The organism is Sphingomonas sp. (assembly GCF_965248875.1).
Classification (GTDB): Bacteria; Pseudomonadota; Alphaproteobacteria; order Sphingomonadales; family Sphingomonadaceae; genus Sphingomonas.
This window is the reverse complement of record NZ_CBDFKR010000011.1, coordinates 891,034-906,041: the sequence shown is the minus strand read 5'-3', so window position 1 is coordinate 906,041 and position 15,008 is coordinate 891,034. Positions and strand designations below refer to the sequence as shown.

Below are 15,008 nucleotides of genomic sequence, written 5' to 3'. Positions count from 1 at the left end.
CGCGCTTCCTAACGCTGCCCCACCGCCCGCGGTTCAAAAGAGCGCGCTTGTCGCCTAGATGGCAAGCAATCTCGATCAGGAAACGTCCATGGCCACCCATTCCACCCGCATGCTCATCCTCGGCTCCGGCCCCGCCGGGCTGTCGGCCGCAATCTATGGCGCGCGGGCAGGAATGAAGCCGATCGTGGTGCAGGGCATCCAGCCGGGCGGCCAGCTGACCACCACCACCGACGTCGAGAATTACCCGGGCTTCGCCGACGTCATCCAGGGGCCGTGGCTGATGGAGCAAATGGGCAGGCAGGCCGAGCATGTCGGCACGACGATGCTGTGGGACACGATCACCGAGGTCGACCTGTCGCGCCGCCCCTTCCGTCTGACCGGCGACAGCGGCGACGTGTACGAGGGCGAGGTGCTGGTGATCGCCACCGGCGCGCAGGCGAAATGGCTGGGGCTCGAGTCCGAGGACGCGATGAAGGGCAAGGGGGTCAGCGCCTGCGCCACCTGCGACGGCTTCTTCTATCGCGGCAAGAAGGTCGCGGTGATCGGCGGCGGCAACACCGCGGTCGAGGAGGCGCTGTACCTCACCAATCATTCGCCCGACGTGACGCTGATCCACCGCCGGGACTCGCTGCGCGCCGAGCGCATCCTGCAGGAGCGGCTGTTCGCGCATCCGGGCATCACCGTGCTGTGGAACAAGGAGGTGCGGGCGTTCGTCGACGGCGGCGGCACGGCGGGGCTGGTCGCGCTGGAGCTGGAGGACACGGTGACGGGTGCGCCCTCGCGCATCGCGGCGGACGGCGGCTTCGTCGCGATCGGGCATCATCCCGCGACCGAACTGTTCCGCGGGCATCTGGAGCTCGACCCCGACGGCTATATCGCGGTGGAGACCGGCTCGACGCGGACCAGCGTGCCCGGCGTGTTCGCGTGCGGCGACGTGGCGGACAAGGTCTACCGCCAAGCGGTGACGGCGGCGGGGACGGGGTGCATGGCCGCCCTGGACGCGGAGAAGTTCCTGGCGGCGGCGGAGTTCGCGCCGCAGGCCGCAAGCGCGGATGCTCCGCGCGAGACGGCCCAGGCGGGCCGGCAGGCGGCTTAGCCGACCTGTCCGACGTCACGCGATTTATTCGCGTGACGTCCCGCCTTGGCAAGGGCATCCACAAGCACGCCCTCCATTACGGCCATGTCGCCCGCTCGCGCAAAGCTGTGCGAGTCGGTCTCCACCCACACCACGGGCGCCTCGACGCCAAGCCCCTTTACCGCATCGGCATAGGCGATCGCCGTCGCATCGCCCCTCGCCAGCACTACCGTCGTGTCGCGTCCCTGCAACGCAGCGGCGAAGAGGAGCGCGAGCGGTTGTTCGCGTGTGGGCGCAGCAACGGCGCGCAACCCCTTGAACAATTTGCGCAGATCGACCCCGCCGCGCAGCAGCCGCCACCACTCGCGCGGGTTGCGCAGCTTGTCGGCGTATCGCGCGCGGATCGCGGCGGGCGGGGGCAGGTCGCCGTCGCGCTCGACCACCCAGGGGTTCGCCAGCACCAGTGCGTCGACCGCGCCCCCGAACAGCGCCAGCGCCGTCGCCGCGTCGCAGTTGCCACACCCGACCAGCCGCGCGACGTGCGGCGCTTCCCGCCGGAAGGTCTCGACGGCGGCGGCGATGTCGGGCGCGCTCGCGGACCAACCGCCATTCTCGCCCGGCGAATCGCCGACGCCCCGCCGGTCGAACCGGAACACCGGCCATCCCGCCGCCGCGACCCGTGCGGCGAGCAGCGCCATCCCGCGATGCGCGCCGAACCGCGGCTCGTTGCCGCCGGAGACGATCAGCAGCCCGGTCGCGCCCGGCGCCTCATCGAGCGAGCCGAGCAATGTTTCGCCCTCGCACGAAAAGGCGGTCACCCGGCGCACGTTGCGATCCATTGAGCAATATCGGCTGCAAGTACCTCTATCAGAGCGGGATTGTTGCCCGGGTCCGACTGCCGCCACAGCGGCTCGCCCGGGACGAGACGATCGGCGGGGCGAAGATCCGTGTCCAGCCTCACGGTCCGGCGGGGAACCGTCGGCTCATCGAGCGGCTCCTTGACCGTGAGGTCGGTCAGCAGGCTTGCGCCGATCAGATTGCCAGCAATCTCCACCGGGGGATCGGGCGCATCTTCCGGTAATGTGCCGTCGATCCACCAATGGTCCTTGTCGAGCACGCTGCCGGTCGCGATCTGTCGCAAGCGTCGCAGATCGTTCAGCAGCTCTACTCCACGCTGGGGGGCGAAGCGCCAGCGCCCCGCCAACAGACCAAGCGCATCGAGGAGCGCGCCGCTGCGGATGCTCAATCCATACGCGCCGAAGTCCAGACCAGCCTGCCCGACCGCCTCATTATAGGCCGATTGAAGGTCGAGCACGGAAAGGTCGGCGATGGCCCGCTCGCTCTCCCCCTGTCCAGGCAGGTCGGGCAGCACCCCTCCGATCCCCCGCGCAGCCAGCGCGCGGAGCAGGCCGACGCCGAACGCCCGCGTACGGTTCGCCTCCTCGAACAGCGGCAGCGCCAGCACGACAACCGGGCCTCCGGAAACCCCGTTCTCCGGATCGAAGCGCACCATCGCCTCGCGCCCGCCCGCCCATTCGTAGCTGTCGATGCGCGGGCCGCTCACCCGCGCGACGCTAGACCAGCGCCTTCTTCGCCGCAAAGGCGCAGAGCGCGCCGAAGGTCTCCAGCATCTCGCCGTCGACTTCGTCGTCCTCGATCGTGATGCCGAGCCGGTCCTCCAGCTCGGTCAGCACCCCCGCCACCGCCATCGAATCGAGCTCGGGCAGCGTGCCGAACAGCGGCGTCGTGTCGGTGAACGCGGCGGTCCGCTCGGGCGACAGCCCCAATACCGCGCCCAGCACCCCGCGCACGGCGGCGGCGACCTGGTCAGAACCTTCGGGTGTCAACGATGCGCCTCGCGTGGTGACGGAAGGCGCGGCCTCTAATCGGCGGGGGTGAATTGGGCAACGCTTGCGCGCTATGGAGCCGCGATGGTCCCGCTCGATCCCCCGATGCACTTTGGGCCGCAGACAATCGACCGCGTGCTGCGCGGCGCGCCGCGTGACGTGGCGCTGATCGATCGCGACGGCATGCTGACCTTCGCCGAGGCGGAGGCGACGATCGGGTCGACGGCGGCGTGGTTTGCGGCGCAGGGGCTCGCCGCGGGCGACCGGGTCGCGGTCTGGCTGCCCAAGACGCGCGCCGCATGCCTGCTGCCGCTCGCCGCGGCGCGGGCGGGGCTGGTCTATGTGCCGGTCAACCCGGCGTTGCGTCGCGCCCAGGTTGCGCACATCCTCGCCGACAGCGGCGCGCGGCTGCTGGTGACGCAGCCGATGCGGGCGGCGACGCTGGCGGCGGGGGATGCGCCTGCCGGGTGCGCGGTAGTCGGTGAGCCGGTGCTGGAGGTGCCAGGCGGTTGCGAAGCGCGGTCCCGGGCCAACCCCGGCACGCTCGCCCAAATCCTCTACACGTCCGGCTCGACTGGCCGGCCGAAGGGGGTGATGCTCTCTCACGCCAACCTCTGGCTCGGCGCGGTCAGCGTGGCGCATTACCTCCGGCTGACCCCGGCCGACCGCGCGCTCGCGGTGCTGCCGCTGTCGTTCGATTATGGTCAGTCGCAGCTCCTCTCAACCTGGTATGCCGGCGGCAGCGTGGCGTCGCTGGACTATCTGACGCCGCGCGATGTGGTGAAGGCGGTCGATCGCTTCGCCCCGACGACGCTAGCCGGGGTGCCGCCGCTGTGGATGCAGCTGCTCGACGCCGAGTGGCCGGCGGAGACCACGCTGCGGCGGCTGACCAACTCCGGCGGCGCGCTGACGCCGCGGCTGGTGCAGGCGCTGCGGACGCGCTTTCCGCACGCCGATCTCTACGCGATGTACGGTATCACCGAGGCGTTCCGATCGACCTTCCTCGCTCCCGCGCTGATCGACGCGCACCCCGACGCGATCGGCGCGGCAATCCCTTTCGCCGAGGTCGCGACAGTGCGCGCCGACGGGACGCGGCCCGATCCGGGCGAGCCGGGCGAGATCGTCCATGCGGGCCCGCTGGTGTCGCTCGGCTATTGGCAGGCGCCCGAGCGAGAGGCGGAGCGCTTCCGCCCCGCACCGTCCTGGTTCGCGATGCAGGGACGTGCGGTGTGGTCCGGCGACATCGGCGCGATCGGCGCGGACGGCCTGCTCCGCTTCGTCGGGCGGGGCGACGAGATGATCAAGACGAGCGGCACCCGCGTCAGTCCGACCGAGGTGGAGGAGGCGGTGCTCGCCGGCGGCGAGGCGCGTGAGGCTGTTGCGTTCGGGGTGCCGGACGAACGGCTAGGCCAGGCGATCGTCGTGGTGTTGGCGGGCGATCCGGCCAGGGAGGGGGCGCTGCGCGCGCGGCTTCGCGCCGAGATGCCGGGGTTCATGCAGCCGCAGCGCTACGACTGGCGCGAGACGCTGCCGCGCAACGCCAACGGGAAGCTGGATCGGGCGTGGTTGAAGGCTGCCCTCACTCCTCCCCGGGACGGGGAGGGGGACCATCGCATAGCGATGGTGGAGCGGGCAGGCCGCGCGCGGACCGGTGGCGGAGAGCCCCCTCCGTCAGCCGCCGAAGCGGCTGCCACCTCCCCGCGCGCGGGGAGGATCTGACCATGAAGCCCACCGGTCCTCTCCCGCCCGAGTTCGCCGCGCAGCGCGGGGTCCTTCACATCGCCGGTCGCCCCGCCGAGCGTTGGGCCGCACAGGCGGGGGCGACGCCGTGCTTCGTCTATGACCCGGCGATCGTCGCTGCGCGCGTCGCGCGCTTCCGCGCGGCGTTTCCGGAGGTCGATCTACACTATGCGATCAAGGCCAACCCCTTCCCGCCGCTCCTCGCCGCGCTCGCGCCGCTGGTCGACGGGCTGGACGTGGCGTCGGCGGGCGAGCTCGACCGCGCGCTGGCGGTCAAGCCCGCCGGCGCGATCAGCTTCGCCGGGCCCGGCAAGCGCGACGCCGAACTCGCCGCGGCGATCCAGGCGGCGGCGACGATCAACCTTGAATCCGAGGGTGAGGCCGACCGCGCGCTGGCGCAGGCGGACCGGCTCGGCGTCCCGCCCCGCCTCGCGATCCGGGTCAATCCGGATGTCGAGCTGCGCGGGTCGGGGATGCGGATGGGGGGGCGGCCGTCGCCCTTCGGGGTCGACGCGGAACGGGCGGCGGCGCTGGCGAGACGGCTGATCGGCACCGGCGCGGACTGGCGCGGGTGGCACGTCTATGCGGGGAGTCAAACGCTGGACGCGCAGGCGATCGTCGACACGCAGGCTGCGACGCTGGCGCTGACCGCGCGGTTGAGCGAGGCGGCGGGGGCCGCGCCGCCGCTGGTCAATCTCGGCGGCGGCTTCGGGGTGCCCTATTTCTCCGGCGATGAGACGCTCGACGTCGAACGCGTCGGAGCGGCGTTGGCCGAAGCGCTGGCGGTGCGCCCGGCGGGGTTGGCGGAGACACGCTTCGCGATCGAGCTCGGCCGCTGGCTGGTCGCGGAGTGCGGCGTGTACCTGACCCGCGTCGTCGATCGGAAGGCGTCGATGGGGGAGACCTTCCTGGTCTGCGACGGCGGCCTCCATCATCAGCTCGCCGCCACCGGCAACCTGGGCACCGTGGTCCGGCGCAACTATCCCATCGCGGTCGCCAACACCGTCAATGGCGCGCGCGTGGAGACGGTCAGCGTCGTAGGCCCGCTATGTACCCCCCTCGACCGCATCGGTGACCGGGTCGGATTGCCGCCGGCCAACGCAGGCGACCTGATCGCGGTGTTCCTGGCCGGTGCCTATGGCGCCACCGCCAGCCCCGCCGCGTTCCTGGGCCACCCGCCCGCGCTGGAGCTGCTGGCGGGCTGACGCTGCCCGTCCCTCATACCGCCCTCGCACATTCCTAACCCGATCTTCACCTCTCTTGGCGATGAAGGACGCCTGAAACCAGCGGTCGTGCGTGCGGCCGCGAGGAGGCTCGCATGCGTTCGGTTACCCGCTCTGTCCTCATCCTCGGGGCCGCCGCCCAGGCGCTGACCGCCTGCGCATCGGGCGGCCGCACGGAGTTGCCCGCCGCGTCCTATGTCGCGGGACAGGAACAGCCGGGTGAGGAATATGTCATCGGCCCGCTCGACCAGCTCAACATCTTCGTGTGGCGCAACCCGGAGCTGAGCGCGAAGGTGCAGGTCCGCCCGGACGGCCGCATCACGACGCCGCTGGTCGCCGACATGCCCGCGGTCGGCAAGACCCCGGCGCAGCTCGCCGCCGATATGAAGCGTGCGCTGGGCGAGTATGTCCACGATCCGATCGTGCAGGTGATGGTGGAAAACTTCGCCGGTACCTTCAGCCAGCAGGTCCGCATCGTCGGCGCGACGGAGCACCCGGCGTCGATCCCGTTCCGCGCGAACATGACGCTGCTCGACGCCATGATCGCGGTCGGCGGACTGAGCCAGTATGCCGCGGGCAACCGCGCCAAGCTGGTCCGCTACGATCGCGACACCGGTCAGCAGCACGAATACCGGATCGACGTCGCGCGGCTGCTCCACCGCGGCGACTCGTCCGCCAATGTCCGTCTCCAGCCGGGCGACGTCATCATTATTCCGCAGTCGATGTTCTGAGGCGCGCGTGAGTTCGATCTACGACGAGCTGCGCCTCGCGCTGCACGTGATCTGGACCCGGCGCTGGCTGGCGCTGGGCGTAGCCTGGGGCGTGTGCGTGCTCGGCTGGCTGGTGGTGTCGCAGATTCCCAGCCGATATGAGAGCCGCGCGCGCGTCTTTGTCCAGATGCAGCAGATCCTGCCGGCGTCGATGAACGGCGCGCAGCCCGACAGCGGCCGCGACCTGGATCATATCCGTCAGACGCTGGTCAGCGCCGTCAACCTGGAAAAGGTGGTGCGCGGCACCGACTTGGCGATGACCGTCGCCAGCGACCGCGACGTCGCCGACCGCGTCGCCGGGCTGATGCAGAACATCAAGGTGACGCCGCAGGGCGACAATCTGTTCGAGATCACGACGACACAGCCTTCGCCCAAATTGGCGCGGACCGTCACCCAGAAGCTGATCGACATCTTCGTCGAGACCAATCTGGCCGGCGACCGGACGCAGACCCAATCGTCGCTGCGCTTCCTCGACGCGCAGCTCGCCGCGCGCCAGACGCAGCTTGCGGATGCCGAGGCGAAACGCGCCGATTTTCAGAACCGCTATCTCGGCTCGCTCCCCGGCACCGGCTCGGTCGCCGACCGCATCGGCGCGTCGCGTCAGCAGATGGCGCAGGTCGACGGCGACCTGGGCGCCGCGCAGTCGGCGCTGGCTGCCGTACAGGGCCAGCTCGCCTCCACGCCCGCGTCGATCGCCGGCACCGGTCCGGCCGCGGGGCTCGGCCCCGCGCGCGCGCGGGTCGCCGCGATCAACGGCCAGCTCGCCGATGCGCGCGCGCGCGGCTACACCGAGAACCATCCCGACGTCGTTGCGCTGCGGGCGCAGCTCGTCCAGGCGACCGCTGCGGCGCACGGGGAGCCGATGACCGGCGCGGCCGCGGGCGGCACGCCCAACCCGCTGTATCTCTCGCTTCAGTCGATGAAGGCGGACAAGGAGGCGACCGTCGCGTCGCTGCGCATCCGCAAGGCGCAGCTGCAGGGCGACCTCGACCAGCTCGCCGCCAAGCTGGCGGTCGACCCCCAGGTCGCGGCCGAACAGGGCCGGATCGAGCGCGACTATCAGGTGCTGCGCGACCAGTATGATCAGCTGCTGACCCAGCGCGAGCAGATCAACCTGCGCGGCGCGGCGCAGTCGCAGACCGATCAGGTCAAGTTCTCCGTCATCGACCCGCCGACGACACCGCACACCCCTGCCGCGCCCAACCGGCTGCTGCTCCTGACCGGGGTGCTGCTGGCGGGGCTGGCGGCCGGGGTCGGCTCAGCGTTCGGGATGGGGCAGCTGCGCCAGACCTTTGCGACCGCGCCCAAGCTGGAGCGCGCCGCGGGGATGCCCGTGCTTGGCGCGATCGGCGAGATGGTGACCCGCGCCCAGGCGGACGCGCGCGCCAAGCGGCTGAGACTGTTCGCGGGCGGCGTCGGCGCGCTGGCGGCGGCCTATGCGCTGCTGATCGGGGTCGAGTTCCTGCAGCGGGGGATGGCCGCATGACCGACATGCCCGCCCCCCGCAGCCTGCATGCCGCACGCGAGCTGTCGCTGCTGGAACGCGCGATGCTGTTCGCGCCCCCTGCTGTCATCGCCAGGCAGGGGAACGGTTTGGGCGCCGGTGCTCAAACACCGGCACCGGCACCGGCACCGACGCCCGAGCCTCCCGCTGCCGCTCCCGCCGACGCACGCATACCGGCCTCGCCGCTGCCTTTCCCGCACGGCGTCGCGCCGCCGGAGCCTCTTGCGCACCCTTCCGGCCCTTCCTCGTCGGCAGGCAGGGGAGTCGAGGCGACCCTCGCCGCGATTCCCGCCGAGTTCCTGGCCGACGCCGACGCGAGCGAGGACGGCTTCACCCCGCCGCCCGTCACCCCGGGCGAGGCGCGGATCGACCGCGGTCTGCTGGCCGAGCATGGCATGATCGTCCCCGGCGCGCCGGTCGGGCCGCTGGCGGAGGAGTTCCGGCTGGTGAAGCGCCAGCTGTTCGTCACCAAGCACCGCATCGAACAGGGCGGCGCGCCGGACAAGGCGCGCTCGTTGCTGGTCTGCTCGGCGCGGCCGGGCGACGGCAAGACCTTCTGCGCGATCAACCTGGCGCTCTCGATCGCCGCCGAGCGCGATACCGAAGTGCTGCTGGTCGACGCCGACGTCGCCAAGCCCGACATCTGCCGCCGCCTGGGACTCACCCCGGGGGCCGGGCTGCTCGACGCGCTCCACGACGCCAGCCTCGACCCCGAAGACCTGGTGATCCGCACCGACGTGCCGCATTTTGCGGTGCTGCCCGCGGGCGCGAAGACCGCAATGGATACCGAGCTGCTCGCCAGCGCGCGGACCACGGCGGTCATCGCCCGCCTGCTGGCCGCCAACCCGCGCCGCCTGCTGGTCTTCGATTCCCCGCCTGCGCTCGCCGCCAGTCCCGCCGGGGTGCTGGCGATGCTGGTCGGGCAGGTGATGCTTGTCGTCCGCGCCGATCGCACCCCGGAAAGCGAGATCGGCGCCGCGGTCGGCGTCCTCGACGGCTGCGCGCATGTCGGGCTGCTCCTCAACGCCGTCACCTTCGTCCCCGACCGCGACCGGTTCGGCAGCTATTACGGTCAGGAGTTGACCTGATGTCCCGCCCAATTCTGCTTGCCGCCGCCGCGACGGCCGCGCTCGCCACCGCCGGTCCCGCACTTGCGCAGGTCGCGCCCGACGGCGCGCCACAGACCGCCGCGCCGGTCGCGCCCGTGCCCCCCCGCTCGCACCCGCGAACGCAGGTGCGGCCGTATATCGAGCTCAGCCAGACCGTCGACATCGACCTGAAAGGCGACGATGCGGTGACCTATACCTCCGCCGCGGCGGGCGTGGATGCGTCGATCGACACCGCGCGCACCTCGGCGCAGCTGTCCTACCGCTACGAGCATCGCTTTGGGTATCAGCGCGGCGACAGCGACGTCGACGTTCATTCGGGACTCGCCCGCGCGGCGTTCCGGCTGACCCCCGAACTGACGCTGGAGGGCGGCGCGCTCGCGACCCGCACCCGCAGCGACATCCGCGGTGAAGCGCCCGGCATCTTCGCGTCGGACAACCGGAACGTGTCGCAGCTCTATTCGGTCTATGCCGGCCCGACGCTGGCGACGCGCGCAGGGTCGGCCACCGCCGCCGGTCTGTATCGCATCGGCTATACCAAGGTGGATCAGCCCGGCTATTCGCCCGTCCTCGCCGGGCAGCCGCGTACCAACGCCTATGATCATTCGGTCAGCCAGGTAGCGGGGCTGACGGTCGGGCTGGCGCCGCGCGTGCTGCTGCCGGTCGGGCTGACCGCCAGCGCCGGCTGGGAACAAGAACGCTCAGGCGCGCTGCAGCAGCATTACGACAGCTGGTTCGTGCGTGACGACGCGCTGCTTCCGGTCTCCGAAACGGTCGCGCTGACGGCAGGCGTCGGCTACGAGCGGGTCAAGACCAGCGAACGCGCGCCGCTACTCGACGGCACGGGCGCGCCGGTGATCGACGCCCGCGGCCGCTTCGCGATCGACGACAGCCAGCCCCGCCGCGTCACCTATCGCACCGACGGTATCTATTACGATGCAGGCGTCGTCTGGCGGCCCAGCCCGCGTACCTCGCTGGAGGGGCATGTCGGCCGCCGCTACGGATCGATGAGCTACACTGGCGTCGCGCATTGGGCGGCGACTCCCTCGGTCGGCGTCGGCATCCAGGTCTATGACCAGGTGACGACCTTCGGCCGCCAGCTCCGCCAGGGGCTGGCCGCGCTGCCGACCAGCTTCGTCGCGACCCGCGACCAGTTCGCGCAGGCGTTCACCGGCTGCACCTACGGCAACGCGGGCGCGACGCCCGGCGGTTGCCTGAACAGCGCATTCCAGTCGGTCACCGACGCCAGCTACCGCGCTCGCGGCGTCGATGCGGTGGTCAGCGCCACGCGCGGCCACACCACCTATGGTGCGGGCGTCGGCTATGCGAACCGCAAGCTCTACGCGCCCGATCGCCCCGGCATCAGCATCTACGGCGTCGAGGACGAGAGCTATTACGGCCAGGTCTTCCTCAGCCGCGCGTTGACCCCGGTGTCGGGCGTCGACCTGCAGGGGTTCGCGGATTATTATGAGCCCGCGCAGGCGCAGGACGTGCTGTCGGTCGGCGCGACCGCGACCTATTATCACGACTTCGGCCGGCTCGGCACGACCGCGTCGATCGGCGTCTACCACTTCCGCGTCGGCGACGGGATCGAAACGTCGTGGCGCGGCCAGGCGCTGGTCGGCGCGCGTTACACCTTTTAGGGAGCCAGACGTGTTCGAACGGCATTTCGGGCTGACCGCCAACCCCTTCGCGCTGACGCCGGACTCGCGCTTCTGGTTCGAGACGGCGTCGCACCGCAAGGCGATGGCCTATCTCGGCTATGGCCTGCAGCAGGCCGAGGGTTTCGTGGTCATCACCGGCGACATCGGCGCGGGCAAGACGACGCTGATCGGGCACCTGCTCGACACGATCGACCGCACGCCCCTCCACGTCGTCCAGATCGCGTCCAGCGCGATCGACGCCGACGACCTGCTCCGCACCGTCGCGACCCAACTCGACATCGATACCGCCGGGCTGGACAAGGCGCAGCTGCTGCTCGCCATCGAGCGCGGCTTCCACGCGGTCGCGCGGGCGGGCAAGCGGACGCTGATCGTCGTCGACGAGGCGCAGGCACTGCCCCTGGGGGCGCTGGAGGAGCTGCGCATGCTCTCCAACTTTCAGGCGGGCGGGCATGCGCTGACCCAGATCGTGCTGCTCGGCCAGCCCGAGTTCCGTGACCGGCTCAACGGCGCGGCGCAGCTGGAACAGCTCCGCCAGCGCGTGATCGCATTCCATCATCTCGACCCGATGGAGGCGGACGAGGTCGCCGATTATCTCGCTCACCGGCTGCTGCTGGCGGGGTGGGAGGGGCGGCCCGACTTCGCCGACGACAGCTTCGCGGCGTTGTACGACGCCACCGGCGGCGTGCCGCGCCGTCTCAACCTGCTCGCCGCGCGCGTGCTGCTTCACGCGGCGGTGACCGGGGCGGAGCTGGTCGACGCGGCGACCGTGGCCGCAGTGAAGGCCGACATGGACGCGGACCTGCCGGGCGAAGCCGCCGGCTATTCTCCTGCGCCGGATCATGGACAGGCGGACCCGGCGGTCGACGCGCGCATCGCCGACCTCGAACAGCGCCTGCAGCAGCAGGACGAGGCGCTGCGCCGCGTCCTGACGCTGCTGGTCGATTGGGTGGAGAGCGACGCCGCGCCGCCCAAGCGCCATGCCGCCTGACGCGACCGGCCCGGTCCTGAACGGCTTGTCGGTCGACGTCGAGGACTGGTTCCAGGTCGGCGCGTTCGAGCGGGTGATCGACAAGGCCGATTGGGACAGCCTCGCGCCGCGGGTCGAGCGCAACACCGACGCGGTGCTGGACCTGTTCGCGCAGAGCGAGGTGAGAGCGACGTTCTTCACGCTCGGCTGGGTGGCGGCGCGCTATCCGGCGCTGATCCGCCGCATCGTCGATGCGGGGCACGAGCTGGCCAGCCACGGCTGGGACCACCGCCGCGTCTTCACCATGACGCCGGCCGAGTTCCGCGCCGATCTCGCCCGCGCGCGGGAAGTGCTGGAGCAGGCGGCTGGCGTCGCGATCACCGGTTATCGCGCGCCCAGTTTCTCGATCGACGCGCGCACGCCTTGGGCACATTTGGAGCTGGCGGCGGCGGGCTATGCCTATTCCTCCAGCGTCGCGCCGCTTGCGCACGATCATTATGGCTGGCCCGGAGCGCCGCGCTACGCGTTCCGCCCGCTTACCGATGCGGCGCTGATCGAGCTGCCGGTCACGGTCGCGCAGCTGGGTGCCAGGCGGCTGGCGACCGGCGGCGGCTTCTTTCGCCTGCTCCCCGCCGCGCTGACCGACTTCGCGGTCCGCCAGGTCAATGCCGACGGTCAGCCCGCGGTCTTCTATTTCCACCCCTGGGAGATCGACCCCGGCCAGCCGCGCGTCGCCCACGCGCCGCTGCGATCGAAACTCCGCCATTACAGCCGCCTCGGCGCGATGGCGGGCAAGCTTCGCGGCCTGATCGCTCGGCACGCATGGGGACGGGTGGACTCCGTCATCCTCAACGCGCGGCCGGAGCCCGCGGCTGCTGCCCCACCGGCGCGGCGGGCCGCATGATCTTTCAGGCGGCTGTCCTGCTCGGCGTCCGCGAGGCCGATCTGCGCGACGCGGGCGACGCCGCGCGGATCGACGCCTTTGTCCGCGCGCAGCCGGCCGCCACACCCTTCCACTTTGCCGGCTGGAGCCGCGCGGTCGCGGCCGGCTGCCGTCAACGGGCGCGCTACCTCGTCGCCGAACGGGCGAACGGCGACATCGCGGGCGTGCTGCCGCTGACCGAGATGCGCTCGGCGCTGTTCGGCCGGGCGCTGGTCTCGACCGGGTTCGGTGTCGGCGGCGGCGTGTTGGGCGAGGGGGTGGAGGAGCTCGCCTCCGGCGCTTGGGCGCTGGCCGAGCGGCTGGGCATCGTGTCGGTCGAACTGCGCGGCGGCGAAGGGCCAGCTGGCTGGACCAGGGACGACGCCAGCTATGTCGGCTTCGCTCGCCCGCTCGCCGCATCCGACGAGGCGGAACTCCTCGCCATCCCGCGCAAGCAGCGCGCCGAAGTCCGCCGCGCGCTCGGCAACGATCTGGCGGTCGTCACCGGTGGCGATCTCGCGGAACACTACCGCGTCTACGCCGAGTCGGTCCGCAATCTCGGCACGCCCGTTTTCCCCGCCGCGCTGTTCCGTGCCGTCGCGGCGGAGCTGGACAGCGACATCCTTACCGTGCGTCACGAGGGACGCGCCGTCGCAAGCGTGTTCAACCTCTACTTCAACGGCGCGGTCTATCCCTATTGGGGCGGCGGCACGGCGGCGGCCCGCGGGCTGCGCGCCAACGATCGGATGTATTTCGCGCTGATGAGCCATGCCCGCGCGCGCGACTGCACCCGGTTCGACTTCGGCCGCTCGAAGCCGGGGACGGGGGCGGCGGCGTTCAAGAAGAACTGGGGCTTCGAGCCCGCACCGCTGACCTATTGGAGCCGCAGCGACGGCGCGGTGCGCGCGGTCAACCCGCTCAACCCCAAATATCGCGCGATGGTGGCGACGTGGAAGCGGCTGCCCCTGCCGCTCGCCACCCTGCTCGGCCCGCCGATCGCGCGGGGGCTGGGATGAGGGACATCCTGTTCCTCGCGCATCGCGTGCCGTTCCCGCCCGATCGCGGCGACAAGATCAGGTCGCACGCGGTGCTCCGTCACCTGACGCAGCGCGCGCGCATCCACCTCTGCGCTTTCGCCGACGATCCGGCCGACGACACCCCAGCGCTCGAATTGTTGGCGCTCACCGCCAGCTGCACGATCGTGGCGCGCCGCAAAGGACGCGCGCGGGCGGCGCTGGAGGCGCTGGCGAGTGGGCGGCCGGTGTCGCTCACCGCCTTCGACGATCCGGCGATGCACGCCGCGGTCGCCGCCGCGCCGCCGACGGACGCGACCTATTGTTTCTCGGGGCAGATGGCGCAGTATCTGGCCGGCGAGGGCGTCGAGGTGATGGACTTCGTCGACGTCGACTCGGCCAAGTTCGCGCAGCTCGCCGACACCGCGCCGCTTCCGCTGCGCGCCCTGTACCGCCGCGAGGCGCGGCTGCTCGGCCGCTTCGAGCAGGAGGTTGCCGCGCGCGCGACCGCGAGCCTGTTCGTCACCGGCGCCGAAGCCGCGCTGTTCGGCTGTGGCCCTCGTGTGCAGGTCGTGGAGAACGGCATCGACGGGCGCCGGTTCGATCCCGCCGCCGCCTTCGCGCCGCTCAACGCGCCGGGGCAGCTGATCGTCTTTACGGGGCAGATGGACTACCGGCCCAATGTCGACGCCGTGACCTGGTTCACGCGCGCCGTCCTGCCGCAGGTGCGTGCCCGCCATCCGCAGGCGCGGTTCGCGATCGTCGGCCGCGCGCCCGCCGCCACGGTCCGCGCGCTGGCAGGGGAGGGGGTGGTCGTCACCGGCGCGGTTGACGATACCCGTCCCTGGCTCGCCGCCGCCGCTGTCTGCGTCGCGCCGCTGAGTCTCGCGCGTGGCGTCCAGAACAAGGTGCTGGAGGCGATGGCGATGGCGCGCCCGGTGATCGCCTCGCCCGCCGCGGCGGAGGGCATCGACCATAGTGGCACCATCACCGTCGCCGATAGCGCGGAGGCATGGACCGAACAGGTCTGCGCGGCGCTGGACGCGGTGGCGCACGGGGCAAGGCAGGGCGCAGCCGCGCGCGCGCGGGTGCTCGCGCGCTACGATTGGGACGCGCGGCTGGCCCCGCTCGATGCGCTGCTGGGGCTTGGCGAGCCGGCGAGGGCGGCGGCGTGATT

The 15,008-nt window shown here is 71.5% G+C and carries 14 protein-coding genes; 11 read left to right on the top strand and 3 right to left on the bottom strand.

Annotated features, from left to right (window positions below; genetic code table 11):
* Positions 1-88: 88 nt before the first annotated feature.
* Positions 89-1,096, top strand: coding sequence for a thioredoxin-disulfide reductase (gene trxB, locus ACP2AD_RS11450; RefSeq protein WP_425230179.1), 1,008 nt, complete (start codon positions 89-91; stop codon positions 1,094-1,096).
* Here the strand turns inward: trxB and ACP2AD_RS11445 are convergent.
* Genes ACP2AD_RS11445 through ACP2AD_RS11435 form a run of 3 tightly spaced genes read right to left on the bottom strand, consistent with a single transcriptional unit; the run spans position 1,093 to position 2,922 of the window.
* A complete protein-coding gene (locus ACP2AD_RS11445; RefSeq protein ID WP_425230178.1) occupies positions 1,093-1,902 on the bottom strand; it encodes a hydrolase 1, exosortase A system-associated in 810 nt (269 codons plus the stop codon). The two genes, trxB and ACP2AD_RS11445, sit on opposite strands and share 4 nt — an antisense overlap.
* Entirely contained in the window at positions 1,890-2,639 is a 750-nt protein-coding gene (locus tag ACP2AD_RS11440; protein WP_425230177.1) for a hypothetical protein, read from the bottom strand. The genes ACP2AD_RS11445 and ACP2AD_RS11440 overlap by 13 nt, the downstream gene beginning before the upstream one ends.
* Before the next feature lie 10 nt (positions 2,640-2,649).
* Entirely contained in the window at positions 2,650-2,922 is a 273-nt protein-coding gene (locus tag ACP2AD_RS11435) for an acyl carrier protein (RefSeq protein WP_425230176.1), read from the bottom strand.
* An 84-nt stretch (positions 2,923-3,006) separates the two neighbouring features.
* Between ACP2AD_RS11435 and ACP2AD_RS11430 the strand changes: the two genes are divergently transcribed.
* The 10 genes from ACP2AD_RS11430 (at position 3,007) to ACP2AD_RS11385 (ending at position 15,006) form a co-directional block, all read left to right on the top strand.
* Positions 3,007-4,641: an AMP-binding protein gene (locus ACP2AD_RS11430; protein ID WP_425230175.1), complete on the top strand. Its 1,635-nt coding sequence runs from the start codon at positions 3,007-3,009 to the stop codon at positions 4,639-4,641.
* A gap of 2 nt (positions 4,642-4,643) precedes the next feature.
* A complete protein-coding gene (locus tag ACP2AD_RS11425) occupies positions 4,644-5,867 on the top strand; it encodes a pyridoxal-dependent decarboxylase, exosortase A system-associated (protein WP_425230174.1) in 1,224 nt (407 codons plus the stop codon).
* Between the two features lie 113 nt (positions 5,868-5,980).
* The gene (locus ACP2AD_RS11420; RefSeq protein ID WP_425230173.1) at positions 5,981-6,616 is read left to right on the top strand and encodes an XrtA/PEP-CTERM system exopolysaccharide export protein; all 636 of its coding nucleotides are present in this window, start codon (positions 5,981-5,983) and stop codon (positions 6,614-6,616) included.
* A 7-nt stretch (positions 6,617-6,623) separates the two neighbouring features.
* Complete coding sequence (locus ACP2AD_RS11415; protein WP_425230172.1) at positions 6,624-8,141, top strand: XrtA system polysaccharide chain length determinant; 1,518 nt, start codon at positions 6,624-6,626, stop codon at positions 8,139-8,141.
* A complete protein-coding gene (locus tag ACP2AD_RS11410) occupies positions 8,138-9,247 on the top strand; it encodes a chromosome partitioning protein (protein ID WP_425230171.1) in 1,110 nt (369 codons plus the stop codon). Before ACP2AD_RS11415 ends, ACP2AD_RS11410 begins: the two co-directional genes overlap by 4 nt.
* On the top strand, positions 9,247-10,908 hold the full coding sequence (locus ACP2AD_RS11405; RefSeq protein WP_425230170.1) for a hypothetical protein: 1,662 nt from the start codon (positions 9,247-9,249) through the stop codon (positions 10,906-10,908). The genes ACP2AD_RS11410 and ACP2AD_RS11405 overlap by 1 nt, the downstream gene beginning before the upstream one ends.
* Positions 10,909-10,918: 10 nt before the next feature.
* Positions 10,919-11,917 carry an ExeA family protein gene (locus tag ACP2AD_RS11400; protein ID WP_425230169.1) on the top strand — a complete coding sequence of 333 codons (999 nt, stop codon included), beginning with the start codon at positions 10,919-10,921 and terminating at the stop codon, positions 11,915-11,917.
* Positions 11,907-12,800: an XrtA system polysaccharide deacetylase gene (locus ACP2AD_RS11395; RefSeq protein WP_425230168.1), complete on the top strand. Its 894-nt coding sequence runs from the start codon at positions 11,907-11,909 to the stop codon at positions 12,798-12,800. The genes ACP2AD_RS11400 and ACP2AD_RS11395 overlap by 11 nt, the downstream gene beginning before the upstream one ends.
* Complete coding sequence (locus ACP2AD_RS11390) at positions 12,797-13,834, top strand: FemAB family XrtA/PEP-CTERM system-associated protein (RefSeq protein ID WP_425230167.1); 1,038 nt, start codon at positions 12,797-12,799, stop codon at positions 13,832-13,834. The genes ACP2AD_RS11395 and ACP2AD_RS11390 overlap by 4 nt, the downstream gene beginning before the upstream one ends.
* On the top strand, positions 13,831-15,006 hold the full coding sequence (locus tag ACP2AD_RS11385) for a TIGR03087 family PEP-CTERM/XrtA system glycosyltransferase (RefSeq protein WP_425230166.1): 1,176 nt from the start codon (positions 13,831-13,833) through the stop codon (positions 15,004-15,006). Before ACP2AD_RS11390 ends, ACP2AD_RS11385 begins: the two co-directional genes overlap by 4 nt.
* The last annotated feature ends 2 nt before the right edge of the window (positions 15,007-15,008 follow it).

Coding starts and splice junctions, on each gene's coding strand:
- trxB (WP_425230179.1), top strand. CDS start 89: ATGGCCACCCATTCCACCCGCATGCTCATCCTCGGCTCCGGCCCCGCC.
- ACP2AD_RS11430 (WP_425230175.1), top strand. CDS start 3,007: ATGGTCCCGCTCGATCCCCCGATGCACTTTGGGCCGCAGACAATCGAC.
- ACP2AD_RS11425 (WP_425230174.1), top strand. CDS start 4,644: ATGAAGCCCACCGGTCCTCTCCCGCCCGAGTTCGCCGCGCAGCGCGGG.
- ACP2AD_RS11420 (WP_425230173.1), top strand. CDS start 5,981: ATGCGTTCGGTTACCCGCTCTGTCCTCATCCTCGGGGCCGCCGCCCAG.
- ACP2AD_RS11410 (WP_425230171.1), top strand. CDS start 8,138: ATGACCGACATGCCCGCCCCCCGCAGCCTGCATGCCGCACGCGAGCTG.
- ACP2AD_RS11405 (WP_425230170.1), top strand. CDS start 9,247: ATGTCCCGCCCAATTCTGCTTGCCGCCGCCGCGACGGCCGCGCTCGCC.
- ACP2AD_RS11395 (WP_425230168.1), top strand. CDS start 11,907: ATGCCGCCTGACGCGACCGGCCCGGTCCTGAACGGCTTGTCGGTCGAC.
- ACP2AD_RS11390 (WP_425230167.1), top strand. CDS start 12,797: ATGATCTTTCAGGCGGCTGTCCTGCTCGGCGTCCGCGAGGCCGATCTG.
- ACP2AD_RS11385 (WP_425230166.1), top strand. CDS start 13,831: ATGAGGGACATCCTGTTCCTCGCGCATCGCGTGCCGTTCCCGCCCGAT.